12 protein-coding genes, 2 tRNA genes and 3 rRNA genes are annotated in these 18,319 nt (G+C 58.2%); 15 read left to right on the forward strand and 2 right to left on the reverse strand.

Annotated features, from left to right (window positions below; all coding sequences use genetic code 11):
* Positions 1-103 precede the first annotated feature (103 nt).
* The 9 genes from B9H00_RS10910 to rrf all read left to right on the forward strand — a co-directional run bounded on the left by B9H00_RS10910 (position 104) and on the right by rrf (position 9,100).
* Positions 104-1,450, forward strand: a complete 1,347-nt coding sequence (locus B9H00_RS10910; RefSeq protein WP_086901834.1) for a sodium-dependent transporter — start codon at positions 104-106, stop codon at positions 1,448-1,450.
* A 96-nt stretch (positions 1,451-1,546) separates the two neighbouring features.
* The gene (locus tag B9H00_RS10915; protein ID WP_086900691.1) at positions 1,547-2,083 is read left to right on the forward strand and encodes a gamma carbonic anhydrase family protein; all 537 of its coding nucleotides are present in this window, start codon (positions 1,547-1,549) and stop codon (positions 2,081-2,083) included.
* 84 nt (positions 2,084-2,167) lie between these two features.
* Entirely contained in the window at positions 2,168-2,839 is a 672-nt protein-coding gene (locus B9H00_RS10920) for a metal-dependent hydrolase (protein ID WP_086900692.1), read from the forward strand.
* A 25-nt stretch (positions 2,840-2,864) separates the two neighbouring features.
* Positions 2,865-3,473, forward strand: coding sequence for an HAD family hydrolase (locus tag B9H00_RS10925; RefSeq protein ID WP_086900693.1), 609 nt, complete (start codon positions 2,865-2,867; stop codon positions 3,471-3,473).
* 474 nt (positions 3,474-3,947) lie between these two features.
* A 16S ribosomal RNA gene (locus tag B9H00_RS10930) occupies positions 3,948-5,487 on the forward strand.
* A gap of 68 nt (positions 5,488-5,555) precedes the next feature.
* Positions 5,556-5,632 (forward strand) — tRNA-Ile (locus tag B9H00_RS10935).
* Positions 5,633-5,639: 7 nt separating this feature from the next.
* Positions 5,640-5,715, forward strand: a tRNA-Ala gene (locus B9H00_RS10940).
* 275 nt (positions 5,716-5,990) lie between these two features.
* Positions 5,991-8,883: ribosomal RNA gene (locus B9H00_RS10945) — 23S ribosomal RNA — on the forward strand.
* A gap of 101 nt (positions 8,884-8,984) precedes the next feature.
* A 5S ribosomal RNA gene (gene rrf, locus B9H00_RS10950) occupies positions 8,985-9,100 on the forward strand.
* Together the 16S, 23S and 5S rRNA genes with 2 tRNA genes alongside form the textbook arrangement of a ribosomal RNA operon.
* Before the next feature lie 116 nt (positions 9,101-9,216).
* On the opposite strand, the gene hisC is transcribed toward rrf, so the two are convergent.
* Positions 9,217-10,284 carry a histidinol-phosphate transaminase gene (hisC, locus tag B9H00_RS10955; protein WP_086900694.1) on the reverse strand — a complete coding sequence of 356 codons (1,068 nt, stop codon included), beginning with the start codon at positions 10,282-10,284 and terminating at the stop codon, positions 9,217-9,219.
* A gap of 154 nt (positions 10,285-10,438) precedes the next feature.
* On the opposite strand from hisC, the gene B9H00_RS10960 reads away from it, so the two are divergent.
* From B9H00_RS10960 to mnmH, 6 genes are all read left to right on the forward strand, one after another.
* Positions 10,439-12,019, forward strand: a complete 1,581-nt coding sequence (locus tag B9H00_RS10960; protein WP_169713436.1) for a sulfatase-like hydrolase/transferase — start codon at positions 10,439-10,441, stop codon at positions 12,017-12,019.
* 120 nt (positions 12,020-12,139) lie between these two features.
* A complete protein-coding gene (locus tag B9H00_RS10965) occupies positions 12,140-13,249 on the forward strand; it encodes an alkene reductase (protein ID WP_086900696.1) in 1,110 nt (369 codons plus the stop codon).
* Between the two features lie 127 nt (positions 13,250-13,376).
* The gene (locus B9H00_RS10970) at positions 13,377-13,859 is read left to right on the forward strand and encodes a copper resistance protein NlpE N-terminal domain-containing protein (protein WP_086900697.1); all 483 of its coding nucleotides are present in this window, start codon (positions 13,377-13,379) and stop codon (positions 13,857-13,859) included.
* A gap of 97 nt (positions 13,860-13,956) precedes the next feature.
* Positions 13,957-15,333, forward strand: a complete 1,377-nt coding sequence (gene radA / locus B9H00_RS10975; protein ID WP_086900698.1) for a DNA repair protein RadA — start codon at positions 13,957-13,959, stop codon at positions 15,331-15,333.
* A gap of 101 nt (positions 15,334-15,434) precedes the next feature.
* Positions 15,435-16,472 (forward strand): selenide, water dikinase SelD, encoded by a 1,038-nt coding sequence (gene selD / locus B9H00_RS10980; RefSeq protein WP_086900699.1) that lies wholly within the window; start codon positions 15,435-15,437, stop codon positions 16,470-16,472.
* Positions 16,459-17,577 carry a tRNA 2-selenouridine(34) synthase MnmH gene (gene mnmH / locus B9H00_RS10985; protein ID WP_086900700.1) on the forward strand — a complete coding sequence of 373 codons (1,119 nt, stop codon included), beginning with the start codon at positions 16,459-16,461 and terminating at the stop codon, positions 17,575-17,577. Before selD ends, mnmH begins: the two co-directional genes overlap by 14 nt.
* Positions 17,578-17,580: 3 nt before the next feature.
* Here the strand turns inward: mnmH and B9H00_RS10990 are convergent, their stop codons facing one another.
* Positions 17,581-18,255: a type 1 glutamine amidotransferase gene (locus B9H00_RS10990; RefSeq protein WP_086901835.1), complete on the reverse strand. Its 675-nt coding sequence runs from the start codon at positions 18,253-18,255 to the stop codon at positions 17,581-17,583.
* Positions 18,256-18,319 lie beyond the last annotated feature (64 nt).

Consider the following 18,319-nt stretch of genomic DNA (forward strand, 5'->3'; position numbering starts at 1 on the left):
ATACTGCTGACAATGAGGGTGGCGGGCGCCGGTTTCAATGAGAGCGCGCGGCATCATGAGTCGATTCAGTGCGCTTCAGGGCGCAGTAGAAGGGATGCAGGACATGTCCGAAGTGGTAGAGCGCTGGGGGTCACGCCGTGCGTTCATTATAGCAGTGACAGGGGCGGCGGTAGGTCTGGGCAACATATGGCGCTTTCCCTGGATGACCGGTGAAAACGGTGGCGCGGCCTTTTTATTGCTCTACGTGGTATTTCTGGCCCTGCTGGGGCTGCCGGTCATGGTGGCCGAAATCATGATCGGCCGCGCCGGACGGCGTACCCCCATGCAGGCGTTGACCTTCTTGGCGCGCGATGCCGGCAGGAGTCGGCACTGGGGGTTGCTGGGGCTTTTTTGCGGCATCACCCTGTTTTTCATTCTCTCGTTTTATTCAGTGGTCTCCGGCTGGTCGATCGAGTATCTGGTCGAGGCACTAAGCGGTAATTTCGCTTCACGCTCTCCCGAGGAAATCGGAGGGGCCTTTGATGCCTTTCTGGCAAGCCCCGGCCTTGTGCTACTCAATCACAGCATTTTCCTGCTTTTGACCATGTCGGTCGTGGCGCTCGGCGTCGGTGGTGGCCTTGAACGGCTCAACAATCTGTTGATGCCCCTGCTCTATCTATTGCTGATTCTGCTGGTGGGATATGCCGTGACGACCAGCGGGTTCACGACCGCGCTGGCATGGCTTTTTAAACCTGATCTTTCGGCGGTGACCCTCGTGGCCGTTTTCAACGCGATGGGGCACGCCTTCTTTACACTGGCAGTGGGGGCGGGTGCGCTGATGGCCTACGGGGCTTATATGCCCGATGACCAGAGTCTGCCGCGCGCTGTCGTGACCGTCGCTATCCTCGATGTGGCGGTGGCGTTGCTGGCCGGCATTGCCATCTTCTCGATCGTCTTTTCACAGGGCATGGACCCCGCTTCCGGTCCCGGACTCATGTTCGTGACGCTGCCCATTGCTTTTGCCGACCTCCCCGGGGGCGCGCTCTGGCTTGGCTGCTTTTTTGTTTTGCTGTTGTTGGCGACCTGGACTTCTTCCATCAATCTCGCTGAACCCATGGTGGCCATGCTGGGCAGTACCGGCATGGCTCGTCCGCTGGCGGCATTGATCATCGGTGTCGGCGTCTGGCTGATGGGTCTGCCCTCGGCACTGTCCTTTTCGATCTGGTCGGATGTTCACCTCTTCCACGACATGACGCTCTTTGATCTGGCCACGACGCTACCGATCGACATCATGCTGCCCATTGGTGGGCTGCTGATCGCCGTTTTTGCGGTCTGGGTTGTCGATGCCCCACGGGCGATGGCAGCGATCGGGGCCGGCGAGCGCTTTTATCAGGTGTGGCGGGCGGTGGTGCGATGGGTATCCATTCCGCTGCTGCTTGTGGTTTTACTGGGCTTTTTTCTGATGAAATAGTCAGCCGCCGGCGTGACCTGACGGCCGTATGGAGTGCTGGCAGCGCCTTTCGGGTTGCTGCAGACTGATCAGACACATCGGACAGGGAGAAGGTATATGGGAGTTCGAAGCTTTAGAGGGGTATCACCATCGCTGGGGGAGCGTGTCTTCATCGACGACACTGCCGTGGTGCTGGGAGACGTCACACTCGGAGATGATACCTCTGTCTGGCCCACGGCCGTCATCCGCGGCGACATGCATCGGATTCGTGTCGGTGCCCGGACCAGCATTCAGGATGGCTCGATCCTTCACATTACTCATGCCAGCGATTACGCCCCCGGGGGATATCCGCTGACGATCGGTGATGATGTGACCATCGGCCATCGCGCCATTTTGCATGGCTGCACCATTGCCTCGAAGGTGCTGATTGGCATGGGGGCCACGGTGCTCGATGGTGTCGTGGTGGAAAGCGAAGTGCTGGTGGCCGCCGGTGCCGTAGTGCCTCCGGGCAAGCATCTGGAAAGCGGCTACGTCTATGGCGGTAATCCTGTGCGTCAACTGCGCCCACTCAAGGAGTCCGAATATCGCTTCTTCGAGTACTCGGCAGGCAACTATGTCGCGCTCAAGGACGAGTTCCTTTCCCAGACCGAATGATAATGTGAGCGCGGTAGCCGCTATATCTTTGTTGTTGCTGGAAAAATTGCGTCATAATATGGATTTATATCCAGTGGTTGAGTTATGGCCAATTTTACAACGCATTTTACGGTGGCTGCCGCTGGCGGTGTCCTGGTCGGCGGATTGGGCTGGTTTGCAGGGCTCTGGCCCTTCGTTGACAGTTTTCCGGTCGCAGGACTGGTAGCACTGGGCGGGGTGGTACCGGATATCGATGCCGATCAATCCCGTGCGGTTCGCCTGATATTTACATTGATGGCCATGCTGGCTGTTGTCGGCTGTGTCTCGGCGCTTCAACCCTTTCTGTCGTTGGCAGAGCTGAGTGGTGCGGGCATCGCCGCCTATCTTCTCGTGCGTTATCCCCTCAGTAGTCTCTTCAAGCGCTTTTCCGTGCATCGCGGCATCTGGCATTCCCTGCTTGCGGCTGTGCTTTCCGCCCTGGCTGTTGCCGTGGTGAGCTACCACCTCTTTATACAGACGGCCATGCAGTCCTGGTGTTTTGCCGCGGCCATGCTGGTGGGCGTGCTCATTCATCTATTGCTCGATGAAATCTACAGTATCGATATCGAAGGCCGACGTCTGAAGCGCTCCTTCGGAACGGCCTTCAAGCTCTATGATTACGGCACTCCTCAGACGGCGTTGCTTATGGGGATCGTGATACTGTCGATGACGCCCTGGTTACCACCTTATGAAGCACTTCAGCAGATTGGCAGCAAGGTGTGGGCGCTCTGGGGTTAAGGCCTGACTCAAATAAGGAGAGTGCATGACGTCGCGAGAGATACTTCTATTCGATGTAGGGGGTGTACTGGCTGACTGGGACGGCATCACACCACTGGTCACGCTGACAAATGGGCGATTGAGCCGTGAGGAGGCTCGCCGGTTCTGGCTAGAGTTTGCACCGCTGGACCCTTTTGAAACCGGCAGGGCGTCGGTGGACGGCTTTCTGGAGGCTGCGGTTGAAAGCCTGTCACTTGAGATGACGCCTGAAGCATTTGGTCAGCATTATGCAAAATGGGTCAAGGGCCTTTATCCCGGCACCCTTGAACTGCTGGAGCGAATTGATCCGCGCTTTTACAGGGCCATTCTCAGTAATAACAATCCACTTCACTGGGACGTCATTCAAAAGACCGGTCTGGAAGCCGCTTTCGACGCTGTCTTTCTTTCCCACGAGATCGGTTATCGCAAGCCTGACCCACGTGCCTGGCACCATGTGCTGGAAGCACTGGGGTGTCGCCCCGACCAGATCACTTTCCTTGATGACAATCCCGAATGTATTGAAGCAGCCCGTGCGCTGGGGATGCACTCACATCTGGTAAAGGGGAAGGAGGCGCTTGAGAGGTGTCTGGGTGATGAAGGCTATCTGCGTCAGTAAAGGGCTGTGCTGTAAGTCATGACAGAAAAATGAAGTTTTTTGCCGAAAGGGGTTGCGCGCTCGGGGTCTGATCTATAAAGTACGCATCCGCTGCCACGGAGCACACGGCGACGAGGCAGCGGGGAAGTTTGCAGGTGATTGTTTTGACTGAGGTTTTGGTCGCTCAATCAGGATTTCAAATCCAGCCGCCGACTTCCGGATCGAAAAAAAGAGGTTGACTTTTCGATTCAGGGCTGTAAAATGCCCACTCTCTCGAAGCAGCCGCCACGGCGACTGAGGCAACATCTTCGAGACGCTCTTTAACAAGTCGATCAGGCAATTTGTGTGGGCGTCTGGCTCGTGTGACACCAGTCACATAGATAATCGAGCAGACGAACACTCGTCAAGAGTACTAGTTTGACCTCGAGCCCGGATTGATTCGCCTTTCGGAACTGCTTTTGCAGGGCCGGATAAAGAATCTCAAAGCTTCAAAATAAACTGAAGAGTTTGATCATGGCTCAGATTGAACGCTGGCGGCAGGCCTAACACATGCAAGTCGAGCGGTAACAGGGGTAGCTTGCTACCCGCTGACGAGCGGCGGACGGGTGAGTAATGCATGGGAATCTGCCCGATAGTGGGGGATAACTCGGGGAAACCCGAGCTAATACCGCATACGTCCTACGGGAGAAAGCAGGGGATCTTCGGACCTTGCGCTATCGGATGAGCCCATGTCGGATTAGCTTGTTGGTGAGGTAAAGGCTCACCAAGGCTGCGATCCGTAGCTGGTCTGAGAGGATGATCAGCCACACCGGGACTGAGACACGGCCCGGACTCCTACGGGAGGCAGCAGTGGGGAATATTGGACAATGGGGGAAACCCTGATCCAGCCATGCCGCGTGTGTGAAGAAGGCCTTAGGGTTGTAAAGCACTTTCAGTGGGGAAGAAGGCATGATGATTAATACTCGTCATGAAGGACATCACCCACAGAAGAAGCACCGGCTAACTCCGTGCCAGCAGCCGCGGTAATACGGAGGGTGCAAGCGTTAATCGGAATTACTGGGCGTAAAGGGCGCGTAGGCGGCTTGCCAAGCCGGATGTGAAAGCCCCGGGCTCAACCCGGGAACGGCATTCGGAACTGGCAGGCTAGAGTGCAGGAGAGGAAGGTGGAATTCCCGGTGTAGCGGTGAAATGCGTAGAGATCGGGAGGAATACCAGTGGCGAAGGCGGCCTTCTGGACTGACACTGACGCTGAGGCGCGAAAGCGTGGGTAGCAAACAGGATTAGATACCCTGGTAGTCCACGCCGTAAACGATGTCGACCAGCCGTTGGACCCCTTGAGGGTTTGGTGGCGCAGTTAACGCAATAAGTCGACCGCCTGGGGAGTACGGCCGCAAGGCTAAAACTCAAATGAATTGACGGGGGCCCGCACAAGCGGTGGAGCATGTGGTTTAATTCGATGCAACGCGAAGAACCTTACCTGCTCTTGACATCCTGCGAATCTCCCAGAGATGGGAGAGTGCCTTCGGGAACGCAGAGACAGGTGCTGCATGGCTGTCGTCAGCTCGTGTTGTGAAATGTTGGGTTAAGTCCCGTAACGAGCGCAACCCCTATCCCTTTTTGCCAGCGGTCCGGCCGGGAACTTCAGGGAGACTGCCGGTGACAAACCGGAGGAAGGTGGGGACGACGTCAAGTCATCATGGCCCTTACGAGCAGGGCTACACACGTGCTACAATGGCCGGTACAAAGGGTTGCGAAGCGGCGACGTGAAGCCAATCCCATAAAGCCGGCCTCAGTCCGGATCGGAGTCTGCAACTCGACTCCGTGAAGTCGGAATCGCTAGTAATCGTGGATCAGAATGCCACGGTGAATACGTTCCCGGGCCTTGTACACACCGCCCGTCACACCATGGGAGTGGACTGCACCAGAAGTGGTTAGCTTAACCTTCGGGAGAGCGATCACCACGGTGTGGTTCATGACTGGGGTGAAGTCGTAACAAGGTAGCCGTAGGGGAACCTGCGGCTGGATCACCTCCTTAAACGACAAGTGCTCACGCGAACCAGCGCGTCCACACAAATTGCCTGATCGGATAGAGCGAAGATGCCTGGGTCTGTAGCTCAGTTGGTTAGAGCGCACCCCTGATAAGGGTGAGGTCGGCAGTTCGAGTCTGCCCAGACCCACCAACCTGTCGGGGCCTTAGCTCAGCTGGGAGAGCGCCTGCCTTGCACGCAGGAGGTCAGCGGTTCGATCCCGCTAGGCTCCACCATACAGCTCGGTGTCACAATCTCGCTCGATACTGATGAAACCACAGTCAAAAGTCATGATGATGACAATCATCGACATGATTTCTGACTGTCTTTTTGACAGTACGCTCTTTAACAATGTGGATCATGCTGACCTGTCGGTCGGTGAACACCTCATCTTCGGATGGGCGTTGTGACCCGGCCGGCAGACAACGTATAAATTTGCTGCGATACATAATGTCGTATGTATTTCAGTAAATGTCGTGTGATTGTGAGACCGGACCCCTTGGGGTTATATGGTCAAGCGATTAAGCGCACACGGTGGATGCCTAGGCAGTCAGAGGCGATGAAGGACGTGACAGCCTGCGATAAGCGTCGGTGAGGTGGCAAATGACCTGCGACCCGGCGATTTCCGAATGGGGAAACCCACTCATCACAAGATGAGTATTCATGAGCCAATACATAACTCATGAAGGCGAACCGGGAGAACTGAAACATCTAAGTACCCCGAGGAAAAGACATCAATTGAGATTCCCCCAGTAGCGGCGAGCGAACGGGGACCAGCCCTTAAGCAGTGCAACCGATAGGCGAACAGTCTGGGAAGTCTGACCATAGCAGGTGATAGTCCTGTAGCCGAAATCCGAGCATTGTGAAATCGAGTAGGTCGGGGCACGTGAAACCCTGACTGAACATGGGGGGACCATCCTCCAAGGCTAAATACTCCTGACTGACCGATAGTGAACCAGTACCGTGAGGGAAAGGCGAAAAGAACCCCGGCGAGGGGAGTGAAATAGATCCTGAAACCGTGTGCGTACAAGCAGTGGGAGCAGACTTGTTCTGTGACTGCGTACCTTTTGTATAATGGGTCAGCGACTTATTCTCAGTAGCGAGCTTAACCGAATAGGGGAGGCGCAGGGAAACCGAGTCTTAAATGGGCGACTTAGTTGCTGGGAATAGACCCGAAACCGGGCGATCTATCCATGGCCAGGATGAAGGTCAGGTAACACTGACTGGAGGTCCGAACTCAAGTATGTTGAAAAATGCTGAGATGAGCTGTGGATCGGAGTGAAAGGCTAATCAAGCTCGGAGATAGCTGGTTCTCCTCGAAAGCTATTTAGGTAGCGCCTCACGTATTACCACCGGGGGTAGAGCACTGTTTCGGCTAGGGGGCCATCCCGGCTTACCAACCCGAGGCAAACTCCGAATACCGGTGAGTACAGCGTGGGAGACACACAGCGGGTGCTAACGTCCGTTGTGAAAAGGGAAACAACCCAGACCGCCAGCCAAGGTCCCAAAATCCCGGTTAAGTGGGAAACGATGTGGGAAGGCACAGACAGCCAGGAGGTTGGCTTAGAAGCAGCCATCCTTTAAAGAAAGCGTAATAGCTCACTGGTCGAGTCGGCCTGCGCGGAAGATGTAACGGGGCTCAAACCGGGTACCGAAGCTGCGGGTGCATCCTTATGGATGCGCGGTAGAGGAGCGTTGTGTAAGCCTGCGAAGGTGTATCGTGAGGTATGCTGGAGGTATCACAAGTGCGAATGCTGACATGAGTAACGACAAGGGGAGTGAAAACCTCCCCCGCCGGAAGACCAAGGGTTCCTGTTCGACGTCAATCGGAGCAGGGTGAGTCGGCCCCTAAGGCGAGGCTGAAAAGCGTAGTCGATGGGAAACGGGTCAATATTCCCGTACCGGATGTTATTGCGATGGGGGGACGAAGAAGGCTAGGTGAGCCAGGCGTTGGTTGTCCTGGTAAAAGCGAGTAGGCCTGGGGATCAGGCAAATCCGGTCCTCTATAAAGCCGAGACGCGAGACGAACAGACTACGGTCTGGAAGTCACTGATGCCACGCTTCCGGGAAAAGCCTCTAAGCTTCAGATAACATGCGACCGTACCCCAAACCGACACAGGTGGTCAGGTAGAGAATACCAAGGCGTATGAGAGAACTCGGGTGAAGGAACTAGGCAAAATGGCACCGTAACTTCGGGAGAAGGTGCGCCGGCCAGGGTGACGGGACTTGCTCCCCTAGCCCTGACCGGCCGAAGAGACCAGGTGGCTGCAACTGTTTATTAAAAACACAGCACTCTGCCAACGCGTAAGCGGACGTATAGGGTGTGACGCCTGCCCGGTGCCGGAAGGTTAATTGATGGTGTTAGCCGCAAGGCGAAGCTCTTGATCGAAGCCCCGGTAAACGGCGGCCGTAACTATAACGGTCCTAAGGTAGCGAAATTCCTTGTCGGGTAAGTTCCGACCTGCACGAATGGCGTAATGATGGCCACGCTGTCTCCACCCGAGACTCAGTGAAATTGAAATCGCTGTGAAGATGCAGTGTACCCGCGGCTAGACGGAAAGACCCCGTGAACCTTTACTATAGCTTCACACTGGACGCTGATGTTACTTGTGTAGGATAGCTGGGAGGCTTTGAAACCCCGACGCCAGTCGGGGTGGAGCCAACCTTGAAATACCAGCCTGGTATCATCGGCGTTCTAACTCCGCACCGTGATCCGGTGTGAGGACAGTGTGTGGTGGGTAGTTTGACTGGGGCGGTCTCCTCCCAAAGAGTAACGGAGGAGCACTAAGGTACCCTCAGCACGGTTGGAAATCGTGCAATGAGTGCAAGAGCATAAGGGTGCTTGACTGCGAGACGGACATGTCGAGCAGGTGCGAAAGCAGGTTCTAGTGATCCGGTGGTTCTGTATGGAAGGGCCATCGCTCAACGGATAAAAGGTACTCCGGGGATAACAGGCTGATACCGCCCAAGAGTTCATATCGACGGCGGTGTTTGGCACCTCGATGTCGGCTCATCACATCCTGGGGCTGAAGTCGGTCCCAAGGGTATGGCTGTTCGCCATTTAAAGTGGTACGCGAGCTGGGTTTAGAACGTCGTGAGACAGTTCGGTCCCTATCTGCCGTGGGCGTCGGAAGTTTGAGAAGTGCTGCTCCTAGTACGAGAGGACCGGAGTGGACGCACCGCTGGTGTACCGGTTGTCATGCCAATGGCACCGCCGGGTAGCTATGTGCGGACGGGATAACCGCTGAAGGCATCTAAGCGGGAAGCCCCCTTCAAGATGAAACTTCCCTGGAGCCTCGAGCTCCCTGAAGGGCCCTCGAAGACGACGAGGTCGATAGGCGCGGTGTGTAAGTGCAGCAATGCATTGAGCTGACGCGTACTAATTGCCCGTGAGGCTTGACCATATAACACCCAAGTGGTTCGCATCACACGAAAACGTTGATGTAATGATCAGCATGATCCCTATTTTGATCCGCTGCTTTAAAGCAGCCGGTCTGCAGAATTGCCTGACGACCATAGCGTGCCGGCACCACCCGATCCCTTCCCGAACTCGGTAGTGAAACGGCTCCGCGCCGATGGTAGTGTGGGGTCTCCCCATGTGAGAGTAGGTCATCGTCAGGCACCCCTTCCGAACCCCGGTCCAATGGACCGGGGTTCTTTTATGTGCGCTTGATAAAAACCGGCCGTGAGCCGGCCGGCCCTGCTCGGTCACTGACGTGACCGGGCAGGGCGGTGTCTCAGCCCGCCCTGTCCTGTGCGGCGAGGGCGTCGGTCAGGGCCGTCATCTCCGCATCGGTGCCGATCGATATACGCAGCCAGTCTGAAAGACCCGGTGTACCAAAATGGCGTACCAGTATGCCGGAAGCGCGCAAATGCGCAGCTACTGACACGGCATCATGCCGTCTGGGTCGAACAAACATGAAATTGGCCTGTGACGGCAGCACTTCGATATCCAGCGCCTCTAATGCCTGAGTAGTGGCCTCACGCGTCGCCATGATGGCATGACGGCACTCCTCATAGTGCCGGGTATCTTCCAGTGCGGCGATCCCCACGGCGCTGGCCAGTGGATCGATGGGGTAAGAGTTGAAAGAGTCCTTGATGCGCTCCAATCCCTCGATCAGTTCCCTTGATCCAATAGCAAAGCCAATGCGCATGCCCGCAAGACTGCGCGACTTTGAAAAGGTGCCTGTCACAAGCAGGTTGGGGTGCTCATCGATCAGCGGCACGACACTTTCACTGCCAAAACCATAATAGGCTTCATCGACCAGCACTACGCGTTCACGCTGACGCTCCAGCAATAACTTGATGTCTGCACGCGAGTGCGCATGGCCTGTCGGAGCATTCGGGTTGGCAAAGGCGATCCCGGCATGTCCGTTCTCGGGGAAATGTGCCAGTGGCACTTCCCACCGCTCGTTCAGAGCAATCTTTTCCAGATCGATGCCATAAAGCTGACAGTAGACCGGATAAAAGCTGTAGGTGTATTCCGGGATGGCCAGTGCTTCGCCTTCACGCAGGAAGAAGGCGCGAAAGGCAAAGGCCAGTACTTCATCCGAGCCGTTACCCACAAAGACCTGCTCGCGAGTCACGTTATAGGTGCGCGCCAGCATGTCGCGCAGTGCGAGCGACTCCGGATCCGGATAGCGTCGCAGCTGCTCACAGGAAAAGTGTCGAAGTACCTCTTCTACGCCGCTGGCCGGCGGATAGGGGTTCTCATTGGTATTGAGCTTGATCATGCGCTGCCGGGGTTGTTCTCCGGGCACATAAGGTGTCAGTGCTGCTACTCCAGGACTCCAGAACTTGCTCATTGTGGCTCTCTGCAAGGGAATAATACGGTAGGATCATGTTGACCCCTGCCCGTGGCGTTCGCAAGCCTCGCCCATGCGTCTCTGCTAATCTCAGGAGCTTTACTGAATGTTGAGGGGCAGACCGGTGTCTGGAAAGATCCTGCGTACCAGTGTCATGGGAGTTACCCTCCTTTTGGGCTATGTCGTGCTGGCCCTCCCCAATCAAATCGGCGCGCTGGGCTCACCCGTTGCGTGGTGGCCTCCGCTTGAGCTGCCTCTCATGGTAATGGCGCTGTGGTGCCTGCCATATCGTGTGAGTCGTTTTCTGGCACCAGTAGTGGCAATTGCTCTTTTGCTGTTGGCGCTGATCAAGCTGGCCGACATGGTGGCGCTTCAGGCGTATTGGCGCATTTTTGACCCCGTTTCCGACTGGCGTCTTATAGGGCCGGGATGGAATGTCTTCAGCGGCACGGTGGGGGCTGACAAGGCCTGGCTTTTGGCCGGTGTGCTGGTCACGACGCTACTACTGATGCTGGGTATCACCATGGCAGGGTGGTCACTTCTGTCGCGCCAGAACACGTCGAATCAGCCTGCAGGTCAGCGCAGATGGCTCCGTTCTCTAACAGCAGGGTGGCTTGTGATCTCTCTGGCCGGCCTGGTCTGGCATGACGTGCCACGACCGGCTGGTTCATCGCGCCTGATTGTTGAGCACATTGACCAGTCCCGCCAGAACCTTCGTGATCTGGCGGCACTGAAAGAATATGCCCTTCACGACCCTGCTGCGCAGATGCCGGCCGAGCGTCTACTCACCGGCCTGAAAGGGCGCGATGTTCTCTTTGTCTTTATCGAATCCTATGGGCGTACAGCTCTTGAAGATGAGCGCTACGCCGGCGTCATGCGTTCGCGCATGGCCGCCATCGATAGTGAGCTGGGGCAGGCAGGTTTTGGCGCGCGCAGTGCCTGGCTGGCCTCGCCCACGGTGGGTGGTCAGAGCTGGCTGGCTCATGCCACACTGCAGTCAGGGCTCTGGATCGACTCGCAGCGGCGCTACAACTGGCTGATGGGCACCGATCGTGTGTCGCTGGCGCGTCTTTTCAATCGCGCCGGATGGAAGACCATGGCCGTTGAGCCGGCATTGACCCGCGAGTGGCTGGCCAACCGCTACTTCCGATTTGACGAGGTGCTCGATGCCCGAAATCTCGGTTACAAGGGCGACCCCTTTAACTGGATCACCATGCCGGATCAGTACACCTGGTCGGTCCTTCAAAGGCTGGCACTGGCTCCCGGAGATCGAGCCCCGGTCATGGCTGAAATCGCGACGTTAACCAGTCATGCGCCCTGGACGCCCATCCCGCCCATGGTGGCGTGGGATCGGGTCGGTGATGGTCGTATCTTCAATCAGTGGGCCAATGCCGGAGATCCGCCCGATGTGGTCTGGCAGGATAGTGATCGTGTTCGGGCACAGTATCTCAAGTCCATCGACTACGCGCTTGAGGCCCTGGCTTCCTTCGTGGCCCATTACGGTGACGATAACCTGGTCGTGATCGCCATGGGAGATCACCAGCCGGCCTCACTGATTACCGGGGAAGGCGCCAGCATGGATGTGCCGGTGCATGTCATGACCCGGGATTCAAGCGTGCTGAACCAATTTGCAAAATGGGGCTGGCAGTCAGGCATGTTGCCGAATCAGGACAGTGCACACTGGGGAATGGATGTCCTGCGTCAGCGATTGATCGAAGGATTCGGCTCGCCCTGACCTGGAGAAATGAGCCAATTTGAACCGGGTGACTTGATAAGCAGGCTAACAGTCTCCATATAGGAGGCTGACTCAAATTCCCTTGCTTTTATCAGAGTCATCGAACAAGGAGGTTCTCGCATGCACGATGTTCTATTCGAACCGCTTCAGCTGGGCTCGCTGGAAATTCCCAATCGCGTCATCATGGCGCCGCTGACACGCGCACGCACACCGGATCGCATCCCCGGTCGCCTGCAGGAAATCTATTATGGTCAGCGTGCCGGTGCCGGCCTGATTATCGCCGAAGCCACCAACATCTCACCGACGGCGGCCGGTTATGTCTATACCCCGGGTATCTGGACCGATGAGCAGGAAGCCGGCTGGAAAGGCGTGGTAGAAGCCGTTCACGCGCGCGGTGGACGCATTGCGCTGCAGCTCTGGCACGTCGGCCGTGTGTCCAACGAACGCGTCCAGCCTGACGGTCAGCAGCCTGTCGCCCCAAGCGCCCTGCGCGGTGAAGGCGCTCAGGCCTTTGTCGAATTCGAAGACGGCAGCTCCGGTCGGGAAGATGCCAGTACGCCCCGTGCACTGGAAACCGAAGAGATCCCCGAGCTGGTCGAGGATTATCGTCAGGCCGCCATGCGCGCCAGACGCGCCGGTTTTGACATGGTCGAAGTCCATGCTGCCAATGCCTATCTGCTGCAGCAGTTCCTGGCGACCGGTTCCAACCAGCGTACCGACCGCTACGGTGGTTCGATCGAAAATCGTGCCCGGGTCGTGCTCGAGGTCGTTGATGCCGTGGCCAGCGTCTTTGGCTATGACCGGGTCGGTATTCGCATCTCACCGTTTATCGAGATCTTCGGCCTCAAGGACGAGGCGTCCGAGCAGATGGCCTTCTATCTGGCCGAACAGCTCAATGTCCGTGAGCTGGCCTATCTGCACGTCAACGAACCTGACTGGGCCGGTGGCGATATTCATTTGACCGATGACTTCCGTCGCGCCCTGCGTGCACGCTTTCGTAACGGTGCCCTGCTCTTTTGTGGACACTATACGGCACAGGGCGAAGTGGATCTGATCGAGCGCGGCATTGCCGATGCCGCGGTCTTTGGTCGGCCCTTCATTGCCAACCCCGATCTGCCCGAGCGCTTTCGTGTTGGTGCCGAGCTTGCCGAGCCTGACCCGGATACCTTCTACGGTGGCGATGAGAAGGGCTATACCGATTATCCGTTCCTGCCGGATCAGACACGCTAAAAGGCATTAACCCTGCCGTAGTGACCCTAATCTGCACGGGTGTCTTTCCGGTGCCCCCGACGAGCAGCTATGCTAGGGGGCACCGGTCGCTTGAGCGGCCAAAAAACAGGCATCAGGAGTAAGCTTCATGCAGATGAAAACGTTGCTGGCCGGTTCGGCACTGATGGCGCTACTGGCGGGCTGTGCTGGTACTGGGGGTGAGCAGCAGGGTACTGACAGCACAGGTGCCACGGCCTCGTCTTCACAGGCCCAGACCGAAACGCGCACCTATACGGGTACTCTGCCGTGTCGCAACTGCAGCGGCATCGCACTGACGGTCAATCTGCAGGGCGATGAGAAGGCGACCAACCCGCAGGATCGGACGTTCGAGCTGGAAGCACAGTACCAGAACCATCCGCAGAATCCGCCGACTGAAACCTACAGCGGCAACTGGGATGTGATCAGCGGCATGCAGGATGATCCGTCAGCGACCGTGTATGAGCTGACGCCCTCCGGTGAAGGTCAGGTCTACTACTTCGAGCGTGTTAACGACTCCACACTCGAGCTGGTGGATCCGCAGCTGCGTCGTTTTGAAAACGGCCAGACCCTGCGTCTGACCCGACAGCAGTAATCGCGAAAGTGCTGCCCTTTGGGCAGTATCAAACAGAGGGCGGCGCCAAGCCGCCCTTTTTCATGTCTGAAATCACCAAAGAGGACGGACAGGCAGCATGGCAAAGGCCAAAAGTGCATTTGTGTGCACCGAATGCGGTGCCGAGTATTCAAAGTGGCAGGGGCAGTGCAGCAGCTGCCGTGAGTGGAACACGCTGACGGAAATACGCCTTTCGAGTGCTGCTCGTCCCGGCAGCAGTTCAGGTGGTGCTGCCCGTCAGGGCTATGCCGGCGGGGCCAGCGTGGCGCTGACAGATCTATCAAAGGTCGATCTGAGCGAACTGCCGCGCTTTTCGACCACTTATGATGAATTCGATCGCGTACTGGGCGGGGGGCTGGTGCCCGGTGGTGCCATTTTGCTGGGCGGTGATCCGGGCGCGGGCAAGTCCACGCTGCTTTTACAGACGGCCTGTCACCTCGCTCAGCAGCACCGCGTGGTCTATGTCACCGGGGAGGAGTCGCTTTCTCAGGTAGCCATGCGCGCCCACCGTCTATCGCTGCCGACTCAGGGGCTTTCCATGCTGGCCGAGACCAGTGTGGAAACCATTCTGAGCATGGCCGAGCGGGAAAAGCCGGCGGTGTTGATCATCGATTCCATTCAGACCATGCATCTGGAAGATGTCTCATCGGCGCCCGGCGGCGTGGCCCAGGTGCGTGAATCGGCCGCCGCGCTGACCCGTTTTGCCAAGCAGACCGGCACGGTATTGATGCTGGTCGGACATGTCACCAAGGATGGCGCTCTGGCGGGACCCCGTGTACTGGAGCACATGATTGATGCCTCGCTGCTGCTGGAGGGGAGCTCCGATTCACGCTTTCGCACCCTGCGCGGGCAGAAAAACCGCTTTGGTGCGGTCAACGAGCTGGGTGTTTTCGCCATGATGGAGCAGGGGCTTCGGGAGGTGAAAAACCCCAGCGCGATCTTTCTCTCTCGCGGTGAGGAGATGGCGCCCGGCAGTCTCGTGATGGTGGTCTGGGAAGGCACCCGGCCGCTGCTGGTCGAGGTTCAGGCGCTGCTGGATGAGTCGGCGCTGGGCAACCCGCGGCGCGTGGCGGTCGGCTTTGATGCCCAGCGTCTGGCCATGCTGCTGGCCGTGCTGCACCGCCATGGTGGCCTTTTTACCGGCGATCAAGACGTTTTTGTCAACGTGGTCGGCGGTATGAAGGTGCTGGAAACCAGCGCCGACCTGGCGGTTTTGCTGGCGGTGGTCTCAAGCCTTCAGAACCGCTCGCTGCCGCGCGAGCTGGTGGTGTTCGGCGAGGTCGGTCTTTCCGGAGAAATCCGTCCGGTACCCAGCGGGCAGGAGCGCATCATCGAGGCTTCCAAGCATGGCTTTACCCGTGCCATTGTTCCGCGGGGCAACGCGCCCAAAAAATCGCCGGCCGGCATGGAAGTGATCGCCGTGGATCGTCTCTCCGAGGCGCTCGAGGCCATCTGATCAAACCGGATAAAGGGTAATGGCTGGCCGAGAGGCCGGCGGCGGTGCCACAGCAAAGAGGGCGCCATCGAGTATACTGCAGATCAAAAAGGGAACCGCTCATGACACAGATTCGTCTTACCCAGTACAGCCACGGAGCCGGCTGTGGCTGCAAGATTGCACCGGATGTGCTGGATAGCATGCTGAAAAACGCAGGCCCCGGCGCTTTCAGTGACAAGCTGATCGTTGGCAACCAGGATCGCGAAGATGCCGCCGTCTATGATCTGGGCGATGGTCAGGGCCTGATCGCCACGACCGACTTTTTCATGCCGATCGTGGATGACCCCTTTGATTTTGGTCGTATCGCTGCGACCAATGCCATCAGCGATGTCTTTGCCATGGGGGGCCGTCCGATCATGGCGCTGGGCATTCTGGGATGGCCGATCGACAAGCTCTCACCCAAGGTTGCCGGAGAAGTGCTGGCCGGTGCCCAGTCCGTATGTCGCGAGCTGGGGCTGGCGCTGGCGGGCGGGCACTCCATCGATGCCCCTGAGCCCATCTTTGGCCTGGCGGTCAACGGTCTGGTGCAGCTGGCGCATTTAAAGCGCAACAACGGCGCTCGTCCCGGTGACCGCCTCTATCTGACCAAGCCGCTGGGCGTGGGCATACTGACCACGGCCGAAAAGCGTGGCCTGCTGGCGCCGGAACATCATGGGCTGGCACGTGACACCATGTTGCGTACCAACGCCATTGGCCAGAAATTGGCGACCGTGCCGGGCGTTCATGCCATGACCGACGTGACGGGCTTTGGTCTCGCCGGGCATCTGGGTGAAGTCTGCACGGCCAGCAACGTGGCTGCCCGGATCGATTTCAGACGTCTGCCGCGTATCCCCGAGGCGGATGGCTATCTTCGTCAGGGCGCCGTCCCCGGTGGTACAGAGCGTAATCATCGCGCGATGGGCAAACTGATGCCGGCCATGGATGACTATCACTGGCAGTGGCTCTGTGATCCGCAGACCTCCGGCGGTCTGGTGCTGGCGGTCGACCCTGCCTATGAAGATGACGTCGAGCGCATCGGTCGCGAGCACGGCCTGACGCTTGAAGCCTTCGGTGAGTGTGTGGCGCGCGAGGGCGAAGCGGTCTTCCATGTCCAGCAATAAGGGAGAGCAGCTCACGCCGACGCTGGACCGGCTCAAGGGGGCATCGCTATTGATCGACGTCCGTGCGCCGATCGAGTTTGCGCAAGGGGCGCTGCCCGGTGCCATCAACCTGCCGCTGATGGACAACGACGAACGCGCCCTGGTCGGTACCTGCCACCGTGAAAAGGGGGGGGATGCCGCGCTCCGGCTAGGTCATCAGCTGGTTAACGGTGCCTTGAAGGAAAGTCGCGTCGAGGCCTGGCGCGAGGCACTCTCACGTCATCCCGATGCCCTGATCTACTGTGCCCGTGGCGGTCAGCGCTCAGGCATTGCCCAGCAATGGCTGGCAGAGACGGGGCTTGAGGTGTCACGTCTGAAAGGCGGATTCAAGGCAGCGCGTCGAACGCTGATGTCGCTCACCGAGCAGGCAGCCGAGGCGCCGTCGCTGGTGATCGCCGGACTGACCGGCTGTGCCAAGACCGACATGATCAAGGCACTCGACAGTGGCATTGACCTGGAAGGTCATGCGCGTCACAAGGGGTCAAGCTTTGGCCGCCAGCCGGGGCAGCCGCCAACGCAGATCAACTTTGAGCACGCACTGGCGATGGATCTGGCCGCACGCCGGGCGCCCTATGTCTTTGAAGATGAGTCCCGCCGCATTGGTAGTGTCGAGATTCCACTGCCGCTCTGGCAGGGCCTTTGTGCCGCGCCTCGAGTGCTGATCGAGATGCCGCTGGAATGGCGGCTGGCTCAGATCCGACGGGACTATATCGATGATCTCTGGACGCAATATCGCCAGTCCTATGGCCCGTGGCTCGGCTGGTCGCTGATGCGCCGTCAATTGATCAGTGCGCTGGTGCGCCTCAGGAAGCGGCTGGGCAATGCGCGTCTCGAGCGGTTGTTGCAGCTTCAGCAGCAGGCTTTCGAGACCCATGTCACCACGGATGACAGTCAGGCTCATGATGGCTGGTTGTCCCCGCTGCTGAGCGAGTACTACGATCCCATGTATCACTATCAGCTGCGCCAGAACGAGCATGAGCCGGCGTTTACCGGGACGTGGCAGGAGGTGCTGGCCTTCGTTCGTGAGGCCGTCGACCAGCAGCGTCGCAGTGGTGATGTCGAATAAGGGTTAAAGACGCAGCCAGTCGATCATGACCCGATCCAGTACGGCCGCCTGCTGCGCAAAGCGGCGGCTGTCATCAAGCATCTCGTCGCTCGATTGCACCCAGGGTCCGGAGGCCGCCAGGCTGCCGGCTTCCTTTTCGACCAGCGTTTTTACCCAGTCATGGGTGGCTTCCAGATGACAGTGCATGGCCACTACCCGGGCGCCGTCCCAGGTGAACCCCTGCAGGGGGCTGGCCTCGCTGGCCCCGACCGAGATGGCGCCTTCCGGCAGTCCGAAGATACGCCGATGCCAGAGAAAGGCGTCAAAGCGCTCGGGCAGGTCAAGGTCGCCGTCCTCATTGCCGCGGACGGCGTGCCAGCCAAACTCACCGTGCGTATTGAGCGATACGATGGCGCCCAGCGCCTCGGCGATCAGCTCGGCACCATAGCCCAGCCCCATGATCGGTTTTGAGCTTTTGAGCGTACGCTCAAGAAGATGCTGTTCACGTTTGGTCCAGCCGTGTGCCACGATCTGTTCCGGGCCGCCCAGCACGATCAGGGCGTCGAAGTCGCCGGGGCGGGGTGGCACTTCGTCGGCATAAAGGCGACAGACGTTGAAACTGTGGCCCATGCTGGTCAGCCAGTCCGCCAGTCGGGCCGGTCCAAAATGAGACGCATGCTGCAAAAAATAGATATGCATGATAGGGCCATGATGGATAACGATAATTTGATCACTCAGCATACACCGATCTGGACAATCACCG

The sequence above is a fragment of the Kushneria marisflavi genome, from assembly GCF_002157205.1.
Lineage (GTDB): Bacteria > Pseudomonadota > Gammaproteobacteria > Pseudomonadales > Halomonadaceae > Kushneria > Kushneria marisflavi.

What these genes read in the sequence shown, in the direction of transcription:
- B9H00_RS10910 (WP_086901834.1), top strand. Translation starts at nt 104, where the DNA reads ATGTCCGAAGTGGTAGAGCGCTGGGGGTCACGCCGTGCGTTCATTATA.
- B9H00_RS10915 (WP_086900691.1), top strand. Translation starts at nt 1,547, where the DNA reads ATGGGAGTTCGAAGCTTTAGAGGGGTATCACCATCGCTGGGGGAGCGT.
- B9H00_RS10920 (WP_086900692.1), top strand. Translation starts at nt 2,168, where the DNA reads ATGGCCAATTTTACAACGCATTTTACGGTGGCTGCCGCTGGCGGTGTC.
- B9H00_RS10925 (WP_086900693.1), top strand. Translation starts at nt 2,865, where the DNA reads ATGACGTCGCGAGAGATACTTCTATTCGATGTAGGGGGTGTACTGGCT.
- hisC (WP_086900694.1), bottom strand. Translation starts at nt 10,284, where the DNA reads ATGAGCAAGTTCTGGAGTCCTGGAGTAGCAGCACTGACACCTTATGTG.
- B9H00_RS10960 (WP_169713436.1), top strand. Translation starts at nt 10,439, where the DNA reads ATGGGAGTTACCCTCCTTTTGGGCTATGTCGTGCTGGCCCTCCCCAAT.
- B9H00_RS10965 (WP_086900696.1), top strand. Translation starts at nt 12,140, where the DNA reads ATGCACGATGTTCTATTCGAACCGCTTCAGCTGGGCTCGCTGGAAATT.
- B9H00_RS10970 (WP_086900697.1), top strand. Translation starts at nt 13,377, where the DNA reads ATGCAGATGAAAACGTTGCTGGCCGGTTCGGCACTGATGGCGCTACTG.
- radA (WP_086900698.1), top strand. Translation starts at nt 13,957, where the DNA reads ATGGCAAAGGCCAAAAGTGCATTTGTGTGCACCGAATGCGGTGCCGAG.
- selD (WP_086900699.1), top strand. Translation starts at nt 15,435, where the DNA reads ATGACACAGATTCGTCTTACCCAGTACAGCCACGGAGCCGGCTGTGGC.
- mnmH (WP_086900700.1), top strand. Translation starts at nt 16,459, where the DNA reads ATGTCCAGCAATAAGGGAGAGCAGCTCACGCCGACGCTGGACCGGCTC.
- B9H00_RS10990 (WP_086901835.1), bottom strand. Translation starts at nt 18,255, where the DNA reads ATGCATATCTATTTTTTGCAGCATGCGTCTCATTTTGGACCGGCCCGA.